At 56.2% G+C, this 19,415-nt stretch carries 18 protein-coding genes; 6 read left to right on the forward strand and 12 right to left on the reverse strand.

Translation table 11 applies throughout. The annotated features are described in order from the left end of the window. Positions 1–23: 23 nt before the first annotated feature. Positions 24–1,871 (reverse strand): hypothetical protein, encoded by a 1,848-nt coding sequence (locus M4J39_RS09160; RefSeq protein ID WP_251727497.1) that lies wholly within the window; start codon positions 1,869–1,871, stop codon positions 24–26. A 571-nt stretch (positions 1,872–2,442) separates the two neighbouring features. Continuing rightward, entirely contained in the window at positions 2,443–2,931 is a 489-nt protein-coding gene (locus tag M4J39_RS09165) for a hypothetical protein (RefSeq protein ID WP_251727498.1), read from the reverse strand. Between the two features lie 83 nt (positions 2,932–3,014). On the opposite strand from M4J39_RS09165, the gene M4J39_RS09170 reads away from it, so the two are divergent. Next, complete coding sequence (locus M4J39_RS09170) at positions 3,015–3,413, forward strand: DUF6626 family protein (RefSeq protein ID WP_251727499.1); 399 nt, start codon at positions 3,015–3,017, stop codon at positions 3,411–3,413. A 231-nt stretch (positions 3,414–3,644) separates the two neighbouring features. Here the strand turns inward: M4J39_RS09170 and M4J39_RS09175 are convergent, their stop codons facing one another. Then, a complete protein-coding gene (locus M4J39_RS09175; protein WP_371875424.1) occupies positions 3,645–3,905 on the reverse strand; it encodes a helix-turn-helix domain-containing protein in 261 nt (86 codons plus the stop codon). A gap of 13 nt (positions 3,906–3,918) precedes the next feature. Beyond that, positions 3,919–4,212 carry a helix-turn-helix transcriptional regulator gene (locus M4J39_RS23045; RefSeq protein ID WP_371875425.1) on the reverse strand — a complete coding sequence of 98 codons (294 nt, stop codon included), beginning with the start codon at positions 4,210–4,212 and terminating at the stop codon, positions 3,919–3,921. A gap of 98 nt (positions 4,213–4,310) precedes the next feature. Here M4J39_RS23045 and M4J39_RS09180 point away from each other — a divergent pair, with 98 nt between their 5' ends. After that, complete coding sequence (locus M4J39_RS09180) at positions 4,311–4,601, forward strand: hypothetical protein (protein WP_251727500.1); 291 nt, start codon at positions 4,311–4,313, stop codon at positions 4,599–4,601. Between the two features lie 41 nt (positions 4,602–4,642). Here the strand turns inward: M4J39_RS09180 and M4J39_RS09185 are convergent, their stop codons facing one another. The 5 genes from M4J39_RS09185 to M4J39_RS09205 all read right to left on the reverse strand — a co-directional run bounded on the left by M4J39_RS09185 (position 4,643) and on the right by M4J39_RS09205 (position 10,465). Further along, the gene (locus tag M4J39_RS09185; protein WP_251727501.1) at positions 4,643–5,677 is read right to left on the reverse strand and encodes an MBL fold metallo-hydrolase; all 1,035 of its coding nucleotides are present in this window, start codon (positions 5,675–5,677) and stop codon (positions 4,643–4,645) included. Beyond that, a complete protein-coding gene (locus tag M4J39_RS09190; RefSeq protein WP_251727502.1) occupies positions 5,674–6,951 on the reverse strand; it encodes a VTT domain-containing protein in 1,278 nt (425 codons plus the stop codon). The genes M4J39_RS09185 and M4J39_RS09190 overlap by 4 nt, the downstream gene beginning before the upstream one ends. Positions 6,952–7,554: 603 nt before the next feature. Beyond that, on the reverse strand, positions 7,555–8,397 hold the full coding sequence (locus tag M4J39_RS09195; RefSeq protein WP_251727503.1) for a DUF3313 domain-containing protein: 843 nt from the start codon (positions 8,395–8,397) through the stop codon (positions 7,555–7,557). A gap of 114 nt (positions 8,398–8,511) precedes the next feature. Further along, entirely contained in the window at positions 8,512–9,777 is a 1,266-nt protein-coding gene (locus M4J39_RS09200) for a HAMP domain-containing sensor histidine kinase (protein ID WP_251727600.1), read from the reverse strand. Between the two features lies 1 nt (position 9,778). Continuing rightward, the gene (locus M4J39_RS09205; protein ID WP_251727504.1) at positions 9,779–10,465 is read right to left on the reverse strand and encodes a response regulator; all 687 of its coding nucleotides are present in this window, start codon (positions 10,463–10,465) and stop codon (positions 9,779–9,781) included. Positions 10,466–10,851: 386 nt separating this feature from the next. Between M4J39_RS09205 and M4J39_RS09210 the strand changes: the two genes are divergently transcribed. From M4J39_RS09210 to M4J39_RS09220, 3 genes are read left to right on the forward strand one after another with little or no spacing between them, the layout of a single operon-like run. After that, positions 10,852–11,856, forward strand: coding sequence for an efflux RND transporter periplasmic adaptor subunit (locus tag M4J39_RS09210; protein WP_251727601.1), 1,005 nt, complete (start codon positions 10,852–10,854; stop codon positions 11,854–11,856). Next, a complete protein-coding gene (locus M4J39_RS09215; protein ID WP_251727505.1) occupies positions 11,853–14,993 on the forward strand; it encodes an efflux RND transporter permease subunit in 3,141 nt (1,046 codons plus the stop codon). The genes M4J39_RS09210 and M4J39_RS09215 overlap by 4 nt, the downstream gene beginning before the upstream one ends. A gap of 46 nt (positions 14,994–15,039) precedes the next feature. Continuing rightward, complete coding sequence (locus M4J39_RS09220; protein ID WP_251727506.1) at positions 15,040–15,960, forward strand: SDR family NAD(P)-dependent oxidoreductase; 921 nt, start codon at positions 15,040–15,042, stop codon at positions 15,958–15,960. A gap of 80 nt (positions 15,961–16,040) precedes the next feature. Here the strand turns inward: M4J39_RS09220 and M4J39_RS09225 are convergent, their stop codons facing one another. Then, positions 16,041–16,664: an NAD(P)-dependent oxidoreductase gene (locus tag M4J39_RS09225; protein WP_251727507.1), complete on the reverse strand. Its 624-nt coding sequence runs from the start codon at positions 16,662–16,664 to the stop codon at positions 16,041–16,043. Positions 16,665–16,756: 92 nt separating this feature from the next. Further along, on the reverse strand, positions 16,757–17,107 hold the full coding sequence (locus M4J39_RS09230; protein WP_251727508.1) for a lysozyme inhibitor LprI family protein: 351 nt from the start codon (positions 17,105–17,107) through the stop codon (positions 16,757–16,759). 436 nt (positions 17,108–17,543) lie between these two features. Between M4J39_RS09230 and M4J39_RS09235 the strand changes: the two genes are divergently transcribed. Continuing rightward, entirely contained in the window at positions 17,544–18,281 is a 738-nt protein-coding gene (locus M4J39_RS09235) for an SDR family NAD(P)-dependent oxidoreductase (RefSeq protein ID WP_251727509.1), read from the forward strand. 130 nt (positions 18,282–18,411) lie between these two features. Here the strand turns inward: M4J39_RS09235 and M4J39_RS09240 are convergent, their stop codons facing one another. Continuing rightward, the gene (locus M4J39_RS09240) at positions 18,412–18,858 is read right to left on the reverse strand and encodes a DUF6641 family protein (protein WP_251727510.1); all 447 of its coding nucleotides are present in this window, start codon (positions 18,856–18,858) and stop codon (positions 18,412–18,414) included. Positions 18,859–19,415: the final 557 nt, after the last annotated feature.

A 19,415-nucleotide genomic window follows, 5' to 3' on the forward strand; every position in this document is an offset into this window, starting at 1 on the left:
GACCCTTAAGTCCGCCCTTTCGCTCAATTGGCCTTAATGACCGCAAAGTAGCGGTTGGACGGCTGGTTGCTGTCCTTCGTCAAGGCAGGCGCGTAAGCATCGTACTCGGCCAGCTCGGTCGAGAAGCTAAAGCGCACAGCGCCTGAGGGATCGACCGCGATACACACATCCCCGGAGAGCGGAAGCTCAGCGACAGTGTGAAAGATGGCAAGCACATGCTCCCCGAGCAGTCGCACTGAACCGCTCTTGGACAAGTCTTGAGCGTCGAAGGGGATGTTCTTTAGTCCCAGTTCGAGCGCCCCCTTGTTCTGGCCGACTGTGAGCTTCGCGACGGCGGCGGACTTGGACTTTCCGCTCTTCGCTTTTGCCGCAGTCTTCGCTCGTGAAGGCAGCGCCCGAGCTATCGAGTAAAACGTCGCCGTTGTCAGGACGAACGTAATCTCTTCTTTGAACGGCACTGATGTCACATCGACAGGCAGGTTGCCCTCTGCTGAACGAAGCGGCTGAACGAGGATTCCGACATCCTCCGAGCGCGCCTTTTCGTCATAAGCCGCCGCAGTCGTTATCACGAGGCGGTCAACGCCCTGCGTTCCTTCGAAACTTCCGTGGTCCAATTTGAAGAACTTGCGACGCTTTGGATCAGCAATGTTGGCCTCGGCCTTACGGCGCATCCTGGTTTCAAGCTCCCACAGTTGGTCACCCTCGGGGAAGATATCTAGATGCTTCGGCTTGGCGACGACGGCCGTTACTGCCAAACCTTCTGCAAGGATCGGAGAAATCAGCACCGTCTTATCCGATCGCAACACAAAGTGTCGGGTGGCCAGTCGCATGGTTGTCCCGGAATCCTTCGGATCATCGAGCCTATTGGCAGGAATTCCGGTCGGCCGCTCCTCTACCAACTTGCCGACTTGAAGCAACTCACCAAGCGCATCCACCTTAGGATCAGCAGCAACCGCCGCCTCAAAGACCTTGTCTTTGAAGGACTCGATCACCTTGGGCTCGAGGTTCACCGGTATCTGCCTGCCGCCGATCTCGACAGAAACGACGACCTTGATTTCATCTTCCGCCTCGTTGCTAACTCCCGCCTGGGCGCAAATGGCTGCCTTTCCCCCACGGATGAGAAGTTGGCGCGCCTCTTCAGGATCAATCTCAATTTTATCGCCACGCTCAGCGGCTGGGGTCTTGTTGAGATCGCGTTGGACCAGCGCGACAGCGTTCATTCCGCCGCTATCTTTGATGATTTGCACGAGTGACCTAATGCCATCTCGGTCAAATGTGATCGCCTGTCGCTCGATAGCGGGCATGGCGAGAATCTTGTCCCTAAGCCATTCTACCGGCAGGGCGAAACGATCGATGTCATTAGTCGCTTTCTTGCGAACTTCGCTGTCCTCGGCTCCCTGATTACAGCCGAAGGCAGCAGCTACCGCTATGGCAGTAGGATGCTTGCTCGTGATATCCGCAGGGTTGATATCCCGTGCTCGCAGAGCCGCATTCCAATCTTTTTTCGGGAACAGCGCCATATCCAACGCGAGCATGGCGACCGCCTCTAAACTCTGCGTATGGATAAAGTCCTCAGCGTTCGCGCAGGCCTTGGCTCGATTGCCAGACTGGACAACCAGCCAGTCGCTGACCGCATCTTTGGCGTCGTCGTCGAGCGCTTCCATGTCGGCAACGCTCTTTGCGTATGGAGCGGGAGCCGACAAGAAGTCAAAAGCCTCGCAGTCCGAATACGGCGCCACCACAGGAATAGACGAAGTAACGGAACTGCTCTCCGTTCCGCATCCGTCCGCTGGCTCGCGCAGAACCGACTGAGAGACCGCCGCCGCATCCGCTGCGTGCGAGGAATCCGGGGAAAAACTAACAGCGTCCATAACGAATTTCCTTTCAAAAAATGGACGAAAAATCGACCTGACCGAGCGATCAGGCCTGGGACACCGGCAATGTCCGCTGAATATCGGGCTTAACGCCCGCCGCCGGCTGCCAACTCGGCGACCAAGTGAACCCTCGTAACTCAAAATCTACTTGGCGTTACTTGAACGAGGCGCATACTCGACCCGTTTCTAAAATTGTCAAGAAAAACGAAGCTGAAAAATACGGTATTTCTTGAAATCGCGCTCTTATGATTGGCAGTTTATAAATTGAGTTCAGAGAATTGGATTATTTTTCTGTGAAAACGAAACACACCATGTTGTGTTTCGACGAAATACGTGTTTTCTATTGGATTTACTTCTGGTCTTGATTTTTCTTTTTGCACACAATAACATACAAAATAACTTTTCATCGCGACTAGCAATGACTTGTTGTATTTCTCTATAGATATCCAAAGTCACAATGATCCCATTGTGGGACACGGCCATTCAGGCCGCTATCATGACAAATATTCCCGCCTAGGCGTAACCAGCCGCGAGTTTCGCAAGCTGAACTGCCTAAACAGGGCCAGCCTCACTGGCTAACGAAGTCCTTGAACATAACGACCTGCTTTAGATCGTCATGCTTCCAGTCCTCAAATTCCTTTGTGGCATAGCGTGCTGGACTCGTTACCCCTTGGCGTTGCACCTTCACTTCGCCTCCGGGACAGACACTGCGCCAAATATCGCGACAGATATCTTCCAACTCGGCATCAGGTTTACGGACGGCAAATCTCACCATGGCGTGGCCGTGAATATGAGTTGTGATCTGCTCCAGAAACATGATGCCCTGTGTGCGATCTTGCCACGGCTTCTTGTAGAAACTGCGGCCCAATAGGCGCCTATCAAGACGTTTGTGGAACTCGCTCACCAGTTTATGGAATTCTGAGACGGGCAGGCAAGCGCTGCTCGCCAAAGTCAAGAAGTGATCACCATATCTGTCCGCGTATGCAGCGTATACCGGCCGCATCGTCCGGTTATAGAACTTCGCTTCCTGCATCTCTTTATATTCGTGCCGATCCATATAAGCCACCAAGCCATAAATACTCGTGCAGCAGCGGCCAACCCGTTACTGCTAAAGCTATTTATCTTTTGGAGGTTTGGAAAATGGGAAAGGAAATCCAACTGCTACAAAATATCTACGAGCGCCTTCGTGCTGCTGAGCTTGTTAGGACGAAGGCTGACTTTTCGAAGAGGTTCTTGGGCAAATCGGAAAGCTACCTCACCTCAATGGCCGCCCGGCAGCGAAACGTCGGAGGCGATGTGATGGTAAATTTGAGCGAGGCGATTATCGCCGAAATCAGAGCAAGGAAGGATGATCATTACGTAGCCGATCGCATCACCTTGCGCCAAGCCATGGTCGTTGTGAACGGGTATCTGGCTGAACAGACGATACCAGCTTGTTTGAGGAAAGACGCAACATTGTCAGCCACAGCCCAACGGGCACCAATTCCCAGAAACCGCTGGGTGAACTCTCTCGCGAGCATTTGGCAACGTGAGGCCTAGACCAGAGGCAAGTCGTTCGAACTGCGGATCGACGGGACCGGATAGGGCCCATTCATAGGATAATGGCGCTCCTCATCTTCTGAGAAGACGGGAACAAGATCAGATGAGCAGAGTGCAGACGAAAGCAGGCGAGAATTGCCCAATGGTAACGCACTACCCTGCATTGCCGCACGACATACTAACGGGCCATTCAGTTGCGTCTTCTGAAAAGATGAAGCACCTCGGAGGCCGCTATCCTTTTGGCCGGCGCCCCGCTTTCAAGGGCTGCGGCTCGTCTCCATCGGTTGGCTCAATCAATAGTTCTGACACGTGCGCGCCAAGCGCCGCAGCAATCTTATCAAGAATGCCGATCGATGGATTCTCCATCTTGCGCTCAAGCCGACTGACATAAGTGCGATCAACGCCAGCCTCGTTGGCTAGGCGTTCTTGAGAGATATCTTTTGCCACCCTCAGGCGACGCATGTTCCAGGCAACGAGCTCACGACCATTCATAGGCCCATAAGCATCATAGGTCAGTGCTTTTATCCACGGACTGTAGGCCTATAATTCTGAGGTCTCCAACTTCAAATAGGTCAATCAACCTAACACCCAAAACGCGCACTAAACGGTCTAGCAGCTGGATGTCCGGATCGTGCTGCTCTGCCTCGATTGCTGACAAAACGGTGGATGGAAAGCCAGATCGCTGAGCCAACTGCTCGATCGTCAGCCCCCTTCGTTCTCGCCATAGAGCAATCCCCCTCGCTACCTCAGCTACGCCAGTAAGCTTCTTAAGTTGCCGCTGCTCCCTATCGCTATTCATGGGCCTATACACACACTTAAAAGCTCGTTAATATGATGACTATACGCCTCGAATTGATTCCCGTGAAGAGGCGACCGGCAGCTTAGGGAAGGGATCACATGTCCAGCATCTCGCTTTCGAAAGCACTGCGCACCAAAGCAGCAGCGCCACGAAGGGCAGTGGATGACCAAAACAACCGTCGTGTTCGAACGGTAACGGTGGGAGATCAGGATTGTCCAGAAATAGAAAATGATGCGATCGGCCCTGACCTGTTCTGGAAAATTGTCACCATCCTGGCGATCGTGTTGGCTGTTCACACTACCATTGGAATCGCTTTATATGGCTCCTATTGGCTGACCGCCTATTGGCTCGTTTGGAATAGCTGTTGGACGCAAGGATATTATTGCTAGAGTCTGTTACCCGCAGAATCGAAGGCGCTTGGCTTATCGGGTCAAGATCCACCAACCCACGTTTCGCCCTCGCCGAGCGTTATGAACCTATCTTGTGAAAGCCCAGCGTCGTCCAAGGCGCTCTTTAGCTTTTCTTGCGGCTCGTCGAACGCTTCCGCTGAAAGCTGGAAGGTTCCGAAGTGCATTCCAATACTGAGCTTCGCGCCCAAATCCTTGTGCGCGGCAACCGCTTCCGCTGGATCCATATGGATCGGCCTCATGAACCAGCTGGGTGCGTATGATCCGATTCCAAGAAGGGCAACGTCTGGAGAGCCGAGACGGTGCCTTATTTCGGTGTAGTGAGTGGAATAGCCGGAGTCGCCACCGAAATAGATGCTTCGTCCGTTCCGTTCGATGAAGTAGCTCCCCCAAAGGCTCTTGTCTCTGTCAAAGAGGCCGCGAGCCGACGAGTGCTGGGCGGGAGTGAAAACTATTTGTGTTTTGCCTCCAATGACAACGCGTTCCCACCAATCCATTTCATCAATACGTCGTATCCCGATAGTCTCCATCAGTTCCCGGTCACCAACAGGAACGATGAATTGTGGCGACCACCGCTGATTCAGCTTTTTCAGGGTCTCGACGTCCAGATGATCGTAGTGATTGTGGCTGATGACGACCACGTCGATACGCGGAAGCTCAGTTAACTTAATGCCAGGCTCTCTGACCCGCTTTGGGCCGAGTAATCCTAGAGGCCCTGCTCGTGTCGACCAGACCGGATCGGTGAGAATGTTTACGCCCGGTAACTGGATTAGGAACGTGGCGTGATTGACGAAGGTGATTGCCATCCCGTTTGGCGCAAGCTTCTCACCGAGTTGGGGCGTTCCGGTCGTTTCGACAAATTCAGGCCATTTGGCACGCCCTTCCTTTACCATACCAAGAACGTCACCGAGCCCAGGCGATAGCTGCTCTTCCAGTGTCGGATTGTAGAACTTTCTGCCGTCAAAATGATCAGACACCCCCCGCTCCGGCGCTGATGCGCACCCGAGCAAGGAAGGGAAAACAGTTGCAAGGAGCACCATATGCTTCTGCGCTTTCATTTGTGGCCTCTGGGTTGATCGGCGGCGAACGTGCGTTCCGCAGACACCGAGACCTCGTGCTGGTCTCGGCGCGCGACGCGATAGACGGACGCCGGGGGAATGTTAAATAAGGTACCGCCGATCCGGTCGGCCTCCAGCCCAAGTCGGTCCAACACCGTTCGGCTGATGGGGCAGCGGAGCCCATATGTGAACTGATAGAGCGCGCCATTCGGTCGTAATCGGTCGAACGTGCTTTCAAGTATCGCAAGAACGCTGCCGCAGGGCATTGAAAGAAGAGGCAGGCCGCTCAAGGCAGCGCCAGCTCCAATAGTCGAGTTCAGCCGGCTGCATCCTAGTTGGGTGGCATCAATGGATAGAACTTGCGCACGCGGAAACCGTCGTGCAAGCAGTTGCGAAAAATCACTGTTGGACTCGATCAGGATTAGCGCGCTCTCTGGGATACCGCGCTTGATCAGCTCTCGTGTAAAGGCACCTGTGCCTGCGCCGAGCTCAATTACCGGAGAGGAAGAAGCGTCGATCTCCTTGGTCATAAGGGAGGCGAGTGACCGACCCGATGGTACCACTGCAGCGATGCGCAACGGAGCCGCAATCCAAGCACGGATGAATCGGAAATAGTCACCCGGCTCATCTTTTTCAGATTCACGTCGGGGGCTGCACTGGTGAGTTGCACGGCGTCTTTCATTCAGCCGCCATACAACGACAACTAATCCCTCAACGACAACCAACGCGACAAGTGTCTTGAGTGCGACGACAGATGCGTTGATCCCATCCGCATTGACAGCTGCCGTGTATCCCGCGCCAATAAATATAACGTTCCACAGGGAAGCCCCAACCGCCGTCACGCCAAGGAACCGCCAGACGCTTACCCTTAGCAAACCCGATATGCAGGGCGCGATAAGTCGCACTGTTGGCACTAGTTGCGCCCCAAAGGCGATCGAGTCTTCATTCGCCTTAAAGCGTCCCATCCACCAATGAACGCCGGCTGGAGACAAGCCGGCGGCGCGAGCGGAGCGCTCAAGAAGCCGGACAGCTCTAGTCTCGCCCAGCGCGGCTCCGATTGCGTAAGCCGGAATGCATCCGATGACGCTTCCGATCGTGCATAGTGCCAGGGCGGTTGGCACGGAAACATGCCCTTCCGCTGCTGCGATTCCGATGATTACCAGCACTCCAAAAGACGGTAGAAATGGAAAAAAGCGCTCAAGAAGCGTTGCCCCAATAAGGGTGACGGCTTCACAACCGGCGATCCACGGGACGATAGCACCAATAGGATCCACAGCTCGCTACCCTTCGAGGTCGAGAGGTTGAAGAAGGTCGGTGCCGACCTGGCTAGATTGAGAAACAGGCTTTGAAGAGCGAGCACTGCATAGTGCTTCGCGTAAGGTCGCGAGCCCAGGAAATAGCGTGGAATCCACCGCAGTTGCATTCCGCGATGTCTCTCCACAGAACAGGCCTTAACGTGTAATCTTCATGTCCGGATTGTCGCCGTCCCAGCCCTGGAACCCACCAGAGGTCTCGCGGAAGCGAAGGCACTTTGACATCATCGATGTCGAGATACACATCGCGTCTCCCTTAATCGCCCATTTGGCAGACAGAGAGAACAGCAGGGGACCTCGCAGATTTCCCGTTCCGTCCTTGTTCAAGGTGAGTTTGAAGCTTCTGCCGTTCGGAGTGCTAGCCGACCAGGGAGCACCATCTGTGAGAACGGCTGCAACCCTCTCTGGCGGCAAATAAGGTTTTCCTTCGGCCGCTAGGACGGGGGCAAGAGCGAGAAATGCTGCAGTTGTTGCCGCGATCGAAAGCCGTATCGTCATGTCGGTTCCTCTCTGTTTCAGTGTTGAGGGTGTCAGCAACGGTGGCTGCCCCAAAAGCGACACAGGCTATTGAGGGGAACTGTCCCCGCCCCCGTCGGTCCAGCTTGGCGGAAGTCCAAGCTGGCGCGCGACTGCTCCAGGGATCCCCGGAGCCCGTCCGAATGTCTTGCAGGCTTCATATTTCGGCGTACCGCCTAGTGACGCGGTTATCCGTTGCATGGACGGGATGGAGGGTAGGCCTTTGAATGGATCGCGGCCGGTGACCAGCATGCGACTGAAATCGCCCGCAAAGGCGGAGGAAAGGGAGTAGGCGTCCCCAACCGTTGAAACACGGGCTCTCGTTGTGATGACATCAGCACGGCGCGACCAGAGCATGGCCGCCATCTGACGTCCGCCCCGGCCGATGGCCTCTGCCTCGACAGAAAGCCCACCGAGACCGATCGGAAGCCTCGGCACCGGCACGGGGAGCGCAACGGCAGCGCCGAGTGTTGCCACGGTGGAAGCAGCCGCAGCGGTTCGACCCGTGGCTGCCACACCTGTGATACTAGCATGCACTACCAAGTCAGCTGGGCGCCCCGGCCCGACGATTTCGAAGCGGTCGCTAAGCCCAACGCACAGCGCTCGATCAATGGCATTGGTGATTAGCGCACCGTCTTCGATGGTGACAGCATTGCCATCGCTTAGGCTCATTGACGTCGGAATGAGGCGGACGGTTCTTGCATCAAGGATCAGCGCCGACTCCAGGCGTAATTTTGCCTTCGTCAGCGTACCATTCGACGTTTCCATCCCTTCATATGAAAGCAGCGAATTGCCCTTCTGAAGAGGCATGCCAGCGCAAGCCTGCAGTGCCAGGCCAAGAACCGCAGGGGCTAACCGTACGGCGAATCCAACTCTTTCCAGGCCTGCCATCACTACCGATCTTCTGAACAAGGGGGCTCAGATTGAGGCTTAGCGATGCCAGGGTTAACGGCGGTAATGGCAGCGTAAAGTTGGGTAAATCTTGCCAGAATTTGAGCTTCCGGCCTAAGTCGATGGGCGACGGGGCAGTTCCAGTGTTATCGCCAATCCTCCTTCCTTCGGCAGGGATGCGTAGATGCGCCCCCCATGTCGCTCGACCGCTTGCCTCGCAATCGCAAGGCCGAGTCCGTATCCGCCTCTTGCTTCTACGCCATTGCCGCGAGAGAAGGGTTGGAAAATCCGCTCAAGCTCGTCTTGAGACACGCCCGGGCCACGATCTTCTATGCATAGCGTCAGCCGGTCCTGGCCGGTCTCGCAATGGACTGAGACCATCGAGCCGTCTGCGGTATACTTGATCGCGTTTCGGATGACGTTCTCAAGCGCCCTGTAGATCAGTTCCCCTTCGACTTCAGCCGGGAATGTGGAGTCGATGCTGGTCGCAATAGAGATACCCCGTGCTTGGGCTTCGAAAGCCGCATCACCAAGAATCTCGTTGAGGAGATCGATCACATCGACGGTCTGCGTCTTCAGTGGGAGGTTGGATTTGACTGTTGACCTCGCCAAAGTAAGAACCTCTCCGACGAGCATATCGAGGCGCTCGATCTCCCGGTCCATACGGTCCAGCATCGTACCAAGCTTAGCTGGACTTTGACGCAAGACGCCGACTACGGCCTGGAGCCGTGACAGCGGCGATCGAAGCTCATGAGATACGTCGTGGAAGAGCCGCTGCTGTGCGTCCTGCAACTCTTGAAGCCTCGCAGCGGTGGAATCAAAATCGTGAGCCAAGGTAGTGATTTCGTCCTTGCGGGCGCGGGGCTTGCCACCAATGCGCACGTCGAACCGTCCGTGGGCAAGAGCGCTCAAGCCATCGCGTAGCTGAACGACGGGGCGGATCAAGTACCTGGCCAGTATCGCAGCGGACAGCATGCTCGATATCAGCATGGCTAGCCAAAGGATAATCGGAGCCAAGCCATCAGGGATGATGCCCCGATATTTCGCCACCGAGATCTGGTAGCAGTCCTTCCCGCTTTTGACACGACGCATCTCCTGTGTGTCGTCGGCCGAGCAGGAGTCTGCCCCATTGATAGAAGAAAGTGTCAGGCCGAGCGGAAGGGTGCTTTCGCTCACGCTCATGAAACGCCGGGCAGCGTCCTCGCCGTCTGCGACGAGAATACTCTCCGTCAGGTCCAGAACGACTTCTCTCTTCTGGCGCTCCAGCTTCGAAACAAACGGGGGCGCCTGAATTTGGTTAACTACGTGTATAAAAGTCGTGATCGAAACGGCCAAGGTCAGCCAAATGACGACGGTAAATTTGACGAATAGCCGGGGCATCTCAATCCACGAGTAGTTGGTAGCCTTGCCCACGAACGGACTTTATCCACGACTGGCCGTCCGCCCTGAGACCGAGCTTCTGGCGAACGCTGCTCAGATGGACGTCGATACGCCGGTCGAACGGGGTCAGCGGTTTTCCGAAGGCTCGTTTCGAGATGTCCTGCTTGGGAACCAATTGCCCCGGATTGCGCGCGAGCACTTCCAGCAGGCTGAACTCAGTACCCGTGAGTTCCAAAGGCCTGCCATTCCACTCGGCAGTTCTATTCCCGGGCTGGATCGTCAGCCGCCCCGCGCGTATCGCTTCATCCGAATTTCCCCCTGTTGGCTGTCTCGCCCGGCGAAGGATGGCACGCACCCTCGCTGCCAGCTCACCGGGCGAGCAGGGCTTCGTGACATAATCGTCGGCTCCCAGGTTGAGGCCTGATATGCGATCGATGTCATCGCCGCGGGCGGTCAACATCAAGACAGGAACTTGGCTCACTGTCCTAATCCGCTGCAACACTTCGATACCGTTCATTCTCGGCATCATGACATCCAGCACGATCAGGTCGACGGAGTTGCACGATGCGGCGGCGATGGCAGCGCGACCATCGGCACCCGTCGCTACATCATAGCCTTCCTCGGCCAGGTATTCCTGCAGGAGTGTCGTGAGTTCGACATCATCGTCGATCAGGAGAACCTTGTTCATTCGGTTGGTCCATTGTCCATGCGTTGGTCCAATAACGCAGGCAAGCGACAGCGTTGCACAAATTTACGCAGCTTAACACTGGCTTGACCGCGCTTGACGTTCATCCTGCCACTCATGGACGGACAACATCGGTCGCAGGCTCCGTCGAACTGACTTCGCCTTGATGCAATGGCTGATGGTATCGGCGCACCGAGGTATTAATGCTGGAGACCATTACTCGTCCGAATCATGAAGATCCGGGCAAGCCCGTTTCAATCGAACGTCAACGTACTTGGGGCGTCGAACTGAGTCGTCCCGATGGTCTGGGTTATCGACACAGGGTGTCCGCCGCCTCGGTTGCCTTCGTCATAACGTTCGCGACGGCACTTGTCGCATGCGAGAGCGTGATGGCCCAGCAACCAGAAACGCCTGCACTGACCGTATCGCTTACATCACCGCAGGAGCGAGAGTGGGCAGAGACAGTACCCGCAAGTGGCTGGCTCCGGCCCTGGCAGGAAGCGGTCATAGCCTCTGAAATCAGCGGTCTTCGAATAACAGAGGTTCTTGTCGACGTTGGGTCTGTGGTCACGAAAGGACAGACACTTGCTCGACTCTCGCAAGAAACCACGTTGGTCGATCTTCGCAAACAGGAAGCTGCGGTCGATACGGCGAAGGCGAACTTTTCCAAGGCGAAGGCGGATGCGGATCGAGCAAGGCAACTTCGCCCTTCCGGCGCCATATCCGATCAAAGCATCACGGAACGGCTGACCAACGAACGAACGGCAGAAGCAAGCCTGAAAGCCGAAGAGGCCGCCCTCGAAAGCCAACGGATCAAGTTGTCGCAGACAGTTATCACGGCTGTCGATGACGGTGTCGTCACATCAAGATCGGCCAATCTTGGTGCGGTTGTTGCATCAGGAACCGAATTGTTCCGCATGATCCGCCAGCAGCGGATCGAATGGCAGGCTGAAGTCTCAGCCCGTTACCTTCCCAGGATTTCAGAGGGGCTATCGGTCGAGATTGACGCCCCGAACGATCACCCCATTCGTGGCAAGGTCAGGCTTGTCGCTCCGACCGTCAATGCCGGTACAGGGCGAGCGATTGCTTATGTCAGCATTCCTAAGGAAAGCCAGCCGCGAGCGGGGCTTTACTTGACGGGCCGCATTGAACTGCAAACCACGCCTGCACTCACTATTCCGGAAACGGCACTCGTGTTCCGCGACGGCCTCAACTACGTCTTCACGGTCGGAGCGGATCTTCGGGCACGGCGCATCCGTGTGGAGACGGGGCGTCGCAATAACGGGGAGGTCGAGGTAATCGTGGGCCTCGACGAGTCGGCAAAAATCGTGAGAGCGGGCGGAGCATTTCTGACGGATGGTGTGCTCGTGAACGTGGCGGAGCAGAGCCAATGAACTTCTCCGCTTGGTCGATTCACAACCCGGTTCCGGCAATTCTGCTGTTTGTATTGCTCACTCTCGGAGGAGCTCTGGCGTTCCAGCGACTCTCGATCCAGGACTTTCCAGACATGGATCTTCCGACGATCAGCGTCACCGCCAGACTGGAGGGAGCAGCTCCTACGCAGCTCGAGACCGAAGTCGCTCGCATCATTGAGGACAAGCTCGCCTCGCTCACCCATCTCGAGCACATAACAACAAGGATCACCGACGGAACCGTCTTGATCAATGTTTCATTCCGGTTGGAGAAGGACGGCACGGAAGCACTCAATGAGGTGCGTAACGCGGTCGATACCGCGAGAGCCGATCTTCCTGCCCAGATGGAAACGCCGAGCGTCACCAGGGTGACGACGCGGAGCTCAGCCCTGGTGACATACGCAGTCCGCTCATCCCACCTGAATGAGACGGAGCTTTCCTGGTTCATCGACAACGATATGTCCAAGGCATTGTTAGCGGTACCGGGTGTCGGTCAGGTGGGCCGCATCGGAGGCGTGGATCGACAGATTCACGTCGACCTCAATCCGACCACGATGGCCCAATACGGCGTTACCGCGGCGACGGTCTCGGCGCGCTTGGGAGCAGTTCAAGCCAACACCTCGGGCGGGATCGGAGAAGTCGGAGGTAGCCGGCAGTCCATACGCACACTTGGAGCCGTCGCGTCCGTCGAAGAGCTCGGGGCGCTCCGGATACCTTTGCCAAACGGCGAGGAAATCCGGCTCGACGAGGTTGGAACTGTCTCGGATAGCTTCGCCGAACGATCTTCAAGGGCATACTTCGACGGTCAATCTGTCATCGCGGTCGAGATCAAGCGATCAAATGGTTTTTCGGATACCGGCGTGGCCGCCGCCCTCCAAAGTGCAATCGAAAAATTCGCCATCGCTCATCCCGAAGTGCAGATTGACGAAGCTTACAGCGTCACTGGGCCAATCCTGGAAAATTACGACGGTTCGATGCATATGCTGTACGAAGGTGCAGCTCTCGCCGTGGTCGTTGTCTGGCTTTTTTTGAGGGATTGGCGAGCCACCATACTGTCTGCCGTGGCTCTGCCCTTGTCAGTCATTCCGACGTTTCTCGTCATGTACATGGCGGGATACAGCCTAAATACCTTCACGCTTCTCGCCTTGTCACTTGTTGTCGGCATCCTGGTCGACGACGCCATCGTCGAGATCGAGAATATCGCCCGTCACCTCAAACAGGGAAAACCACCTCTTGAGGCGGCACTCGAAGCGGCAAACGAGATCGGTCTTGCTGTCATTGCCACCACGTTCACTTTGGTCGCGGTGTTCTTGCCAACAGCCTTCATGGGGGGGATTCCAGGCCTTCTTTTCCGCCAGTTTGGCATTACCGCAGCCGTGGCCGTCCTGGCCTCGCTCGTCGTTGCCCGTCTACTGACCCCAATGATGGCCGCATACTTCATGAAGGCGCATCCGGCCCTAGAGAGGGATGGAGGTGTCATGCGGGCCTACATGGGCCTCGTGAAGGCTTCCCTGACCCACAGAAAGACGGCCATTCTGCTGACAATTGTCGCTGTCGCACTATCGTTTGGCTCAATTCCCTTCCTGACGACGGGCTTCGTTCCCGCTTCCGACGACGCTCGTGCACAAGTGACACTGACCTTGCAGCCGGGTGTGACGCTCGACCAAACGGACGCCATTGCGAGGAAGGCGGCAGATATTGTGCGCGATCTTCCGAACGTGACGCATGTCTTCTCATCCGTGGGGTCGGCTTCGTCTGGCGGTGGGCCAAATACCACCACAACGAGCGATGTTTCATCCGCCGTACTGGTTGTGACGCTAACGCCCATCGCTGAAAGAGATCGAAAGCAATTTGAAATCGAAAATGAAATTCGACAGGCTCTTACTTCGCTTCCAGGAGTAAGGATTGCGGTTGGCAGCGGCGGCAACGGAACAAAGCTCGATATCACGCTCGCCAGTGACGACGCGGGCGCCCTCGATTCCGCCGCGTCGGCTCTCGAAGATCAACTTCGTACCCTGAGTGGCGTTGGAGCTGTGTCGTCCACAGCCTCTCGGCAGGCTCCCGAGATCCAGATCATCCCCGATTTGTCGCGCGCGGCCGCTCTCGGAGTCACCTCAAGCGCCCTCGCGGAGGCGGTACGTGTGGCGACCGGCGGCGACTATTCTTCTGCCCTGTCAAAGCTGAACTTGTCACAGAGGCAAGTCCCCATTGTCGTCCGCTTCGATTCCGGAACGCGCACCAATCTCGACGACATGAAGAACATCAGAGTGGCCGGTACGAACGGTAGCGTCGATCTCGGGTCTGTCGCCGATGTCCATATCGGCGGCGGCCCCTCACAAATCGACCGCATTGACCGGATGCGCAACGTGACTCTGTCGGTCGAGCTGAACGGCCGTATCCTGGGCGATGTCTATCGTGAAGCGCAAGCACTACCGGCATTTCAACATCTGCCACCCAGCGTAACGACAGTCGAACAGGGCGAACTCCAGCTCAGTTCCGACCTTTTCGAGAGCTTTGGCGTCGCCATGGCTATCGGCGTTCTCTGCATCTACTCTGTGCTTGTGATGCTCTTCCACGACTTCCTTCAGCCCTTCACCATCTTGATGGCGCTGCCACTTTCCCTGGGAGGCGCACTGGTGCCGCTCGTGATTACCGGGACCAGCTTTTCGCTGCCGGTCGTCATCGGCCTTCTCATGCTGATGGGGGTGGTTACGAAGAACTCCATCTTGCTTGTCGAGTACGCCATCATGTCACGGCGAAGAGGCCTGTCGAGGTTCGACGCCCTCATCGACGCATGTCACAAGAGAGCCCGCCCCATTGTGATGACCACGATCGCCATGGCATCGGGCATGCTTCCGATCGCGCTCAACCTAACGGGCGGAGACCCGAGTGTTCGGCAACCGATGGCAATCGTCGTCATTGGTGGCGTTATGACCTCTACCTTGCTGAGCCTCGTCGTCATCCCCGTCATCTTCACGTTCGTCGATGACCTGCTCAACGCTCTCAAGCGACTCCTGCACTTGATGGATACTCAAAGGACAACGGATCCGATGGTGCCGACGTCCCAAAGTGACGAGCGATCCTCGATGCAACATGGGGCCGAACTCGGCGGACGCTAACGCACCTCATGCAAGGTAAACGTTGGCTAGGATAGGACGCTTCGTTATGTACCAATCGTCATCGCAGCGCATCGTCGTCATGACCGGGGCAACAAGCGGCTTCGGCGCACACACCGTGAAGCACATCGCCGCGCAGCCGGACACGATGGTCCTTGTTGGAGCAAGAGGAAGCGGTCGAAGCTCACCATCGGGTGTGCAAATCTTGCCGCTCGACTTAGCGTCTCTTACGAGCGTCCGAGAGTTTGCCGAGACCGTTATTCGTAAGATCGGCGACGCCCAGATCGACATTCTGATCCTCAACGCCGGTATACACGGATCGGAGGCAGATCAACGAAGTGCTGACGGCTACGGCCTCACGTTCGCCGTCAATCATCTTGCCCACTATCTGCTCGCTCGCCTACTGTTGCCATACATCGCCGATCAGGGCCGACTCGTCATCACATCGAGCAACATGCACAATCCTCCACTGAAGCGGATCGCCCCCAGGAAGCTCGATCTGCAAGAGTGGGCCTATCCCACAAAAGATGGCTCCGGCACAGGGATCCGTTCCTACACGGCCTCAAAACTCTGCAACCTCATGACCGCCATCTCGCTGTCCCGGCTAGAAGACGTGAGAGTTCGTCGGCTTAGCATAGTTGCCTTCAATCCCGGTCTCACCGGCGGCAGCTCCGGACGTGATGCATCGCCTCTGCAGCACGCACTCGTCGCACTTATGATGCGCACGATTTTCCCACTGATCGGTCTGTTTCGCCCGGAGTTCGTGATGAATAGTCCCGAGCACTCGGGAAAAATGTTGGCAGACGTCGCGTTGGGTTCTATCGCCCCGCCTCGTGACAAGATCTATGTTTCCCTGGTCAAGGGGAAGCCGACGTTTCCGGACCCATCAGAACTGGCCAGAAGCCGGTTTGACCAGGAAAGGCTCTGGCGTGAAAGCGCAGCTATGGTTGGGCTTACGGAAGACATTTGATGCAAGGTGAGGTGGTTCACAAAGCTGTTCTGGCCTGCGCGCCCAGGCGCTGACGCCTCAAGCCAGACACTGCGCTCCGCTCAATAAATCAACAGAGGTGTTCGGCCCACAAACTGAGGCTGGGTGACCTGTGAAAGGATGAAATCCGCAACATCCTCACGCGAGATTCGACCGCCATGAACCCCCTGCAAGTCCGTCAACGCACGATAATGCCGCGTCCTTGGTCCGTTACCCAGAAAACCCGGTCGAACAATGATCCAGTTCGCAATGTCGCGCGTGATGATTTGTTCCTGACGGTCTTTGTCGTCATACATTCGCCGAAGCACGAGTGGCATAAAGAGATAATCATACAGTACCCCTCCATGGCCTTTGCTGTCTCCCGCGCCGATGCCCGTCACCGCGATTAAAAGCTGCTCAGGCTTGAGCGCTTTCGCGAGATTTTGGGCGCATTGGGAGAACATGGTGAGCTTCTGCGTTACGTTTGTGGTTCCCAGGCAGTCGCACACCACCGCCTGCCCAGCCGTGACTTCCAAAACCGAACTCGGATCCAGGGCGTCGCCTGCAACAATGTGCAGGTTTGGGTTGCTAATCGTCATTCGCCCCGGGTTGCGAGCAAGCACCGTCACTTCATGACCATCGGCCAGCGCCAGCCGGGCTAGTGCCAATCCAATTCCTCTTGTCGCACCTATAATTGCGATTTTCATGTTGCCTCCAGTTAACCTATCTGCAGGCCGAATGATGGCCGGCGGAGAGCTTCTTGCGACCTATGCGCCACTAGATCTTGGGCTAGTACTTTCTATGGCAGGCGAGCTCGTGGGCGCGTCTCCAAGGTATGAAGCCGGTCTTCGTAGATGTTCATTGTGCAAGCGCGCAGATTGTTCTCTTTCCCGCATTGGTTCAGACGCACGCGCCATGCTCGATGCTCGGCCAGCAAATCGACGACTTCGCTTGCATTTGCCTGAGCTAGCAATTGGGCAAAGGTGCTCGCAAGCCGCATATCGAGCGAGGCGAGCAAGTCATCCCCACAGATGAGACTCTCGACAGAGGACAGAGTGCGATCGCAATCGAAACTTGGCGTCGTGGAGTTGGCCGGCGTCGTCATGATGGCGATGCAAAGAGTGGTTCTCACGCCGGGGTTTCCGGTCATTACATGCACCCCTGATCGCCAGCTCGCTTTGTGCCTAAGGACACAGTGGGACGTCGGCCGTTCCGAACGGGCATCCCTTCCCCGCGACCGCGCAGGTGGGCATTAGAGATGACAAAACACGCAAACACGAAAAAGCGTGTTCCGGCAGCACGGCCAAGAAAAGTGTCCACGGTGAGTTCTGCCCCGCCTCGCTCACAACTCAGATTAGGTTATGCGTTTTTGGTAGCGCTCAGGCTATAACTACCAATCCAAGTGTAAAGCTCGGTCAAGTTAGCGTTAACTTCCGTAAATCTGATCCCTTTTCAGCACTAATGGCGCTAATATCAAAGCTGTGGTGACGCCCTCTCTGGAGCTGCAGGAAGCAATTTGTAGGCTTGACCGCATCGGCAGACCGTCCTCGCACATTTTCTCAATTAGCAATCGAGAGAAATACGGCATGTTCGATCTTGAGAATCGCGTCGCGTTGGTAACAGGGAGTTCGCGCGGCATAGGCGAGGGAGTTGCATTGGCACTTGCGGAAGCAGGTGCGGCGGTCGCCGTGAATTATCGCAGTCGAGCCGCCGAGGCAGAGGCTGTCGTCGATACCATAAAGGCAGTAGGTGGCCGCGCTGCGGCTTTCCGCGGCGACGTATCGCTGCACGACGACGTGCAAGCGATGGTTCGGGCAATCGAAGAACAGCTCGGTTCGATCGACATCTTGGTCAACAACGCCGGCATGGTTATGATGCGCGGGCTGGACAATGTGACAGAAGAAGATTTCGATCGCGATCTCGCGGTCAACCTAAAATCAGCCTTTCTATGTACGCAGGCTGTCCTACCGGGGATGCGTGCAAGGAACTGGGGACGCGTCGTATTCATATCTTCCATTGGAGCACATACGGGCAACGGCCCTCCGAGCCTAGGATATGTCGCATCGAAAGCAGGGCTTGAAGGATTAATGCGTGGTTATGCTCAGCGCCTTGCATCGGAAGGTGTGACTGCCAACGCGGTTGCACCCGGATTAATCGAAACGGAAATGGCGAAGCCGCTGATTAACGAGAACCTAATCGCTCACATACCTGTAGGCCGTGCGGGGCAGCCTGAGGATATCGCGCTGGCCGTCTTAATGCTCGTACACAATGGCTACATGACCGGACAGACCATAGCGGTGAACGGTGGGGTGCTGCTTTCATAGAAGCGAACTAGCTCGTTCCTTTCTCGAGGATCATTATTAGGCTGGCCCGAGCTTCACTTATGGGCAATCATGTATAGAAGAGCCGGGATAGCACCGAAGCCATCCCGGACTTTTTCCTTTCGTCGCTTTATCAACCCGCCTTGCGGAGCATCTGGCCACGTTCGGCCGAGGCCTGGGCGAACTGATCGTCCAACTCACCAGCCCGAACTGCCTCGATCAGCTTGTCGATGATGCCGGGCAGGCTCGCGAACTCGCCGACGGTGACGGCATTCTTGTCCTTGGCGAACTCGATGGTCTTACCCGCATAGCGAAGGCCGAAGAAGAACTGACCGCTGGCGTCGGTGAACCATCCGGCACGCAAACGCTTCGGCGCTTCGACCTGAACGCGCTGGCCATCTGCATCCTTACGCCACACCTTGTGCGTCGGTGCGAAATGCTGACCGGCAATCTTGGCTTCGGCCATAGCCTTCTGTTCGGCGAGGGCAGAAATCACCTTGTCGCGGGCACGTTCGACGGGGTTGTCGCTCGTGCGCACGGGCTTGGCATTGGTCAGCTTCAGGCTCTTCAGGATGCTCATTGTCGGGACCTCCATGTGTAAAGTCCCATCCCATCTACAGCCGTTTTCCAAACTCGCAACCAGAACTACCAACAATGCGAATGCGAGAACGCACCGGACCGTATTTCGGTTGTTGAGCGAAATAGAAACGGCGAACAAGCTCATTCTCTTCTGTTATCTCCTGCAACAATTACTGCCGTCAAAATCGAGAAGAAATTTAGCACAGACTTAGCACGAATAATATTGACGCTTTGATTTCATTAATGTTATTATGGATTACCCAGTCTTGGTAAGGGAGAGGTCGAGAGTTCAATCCTCTCTCGCAGCACCATTTTTCCTCAACAAATCGGTCGGCGGCTGAAGCATCAGTTTCGATGCCTTGCGCTGCATCATGCAGGGCACAGCATGAACATGCGGGCAGTTCGGCACGATAGGGACGTGTCGATTCCCGCTCTGTTCGGTCAGGGTATCTGCAGCTCTTCCCGAAGTACCGAGGCGATCATAGGTAGCCTCGACGGGTTCCTGGCCTGCTTGCGGATCTCCGCTCCACGATGGCGATGGCCGGAAGCTGTCGCTTC

It is taken from the genome of Pleomorphomonas sp. NRK KF1 (genome assembly GCF_023721755.1).
GTDB lineage: Bacteria > Pseudomonadota > Alphaproteobacteria > Rhizobiales > Pleomorphomonadaceae > Pleomorphomonas.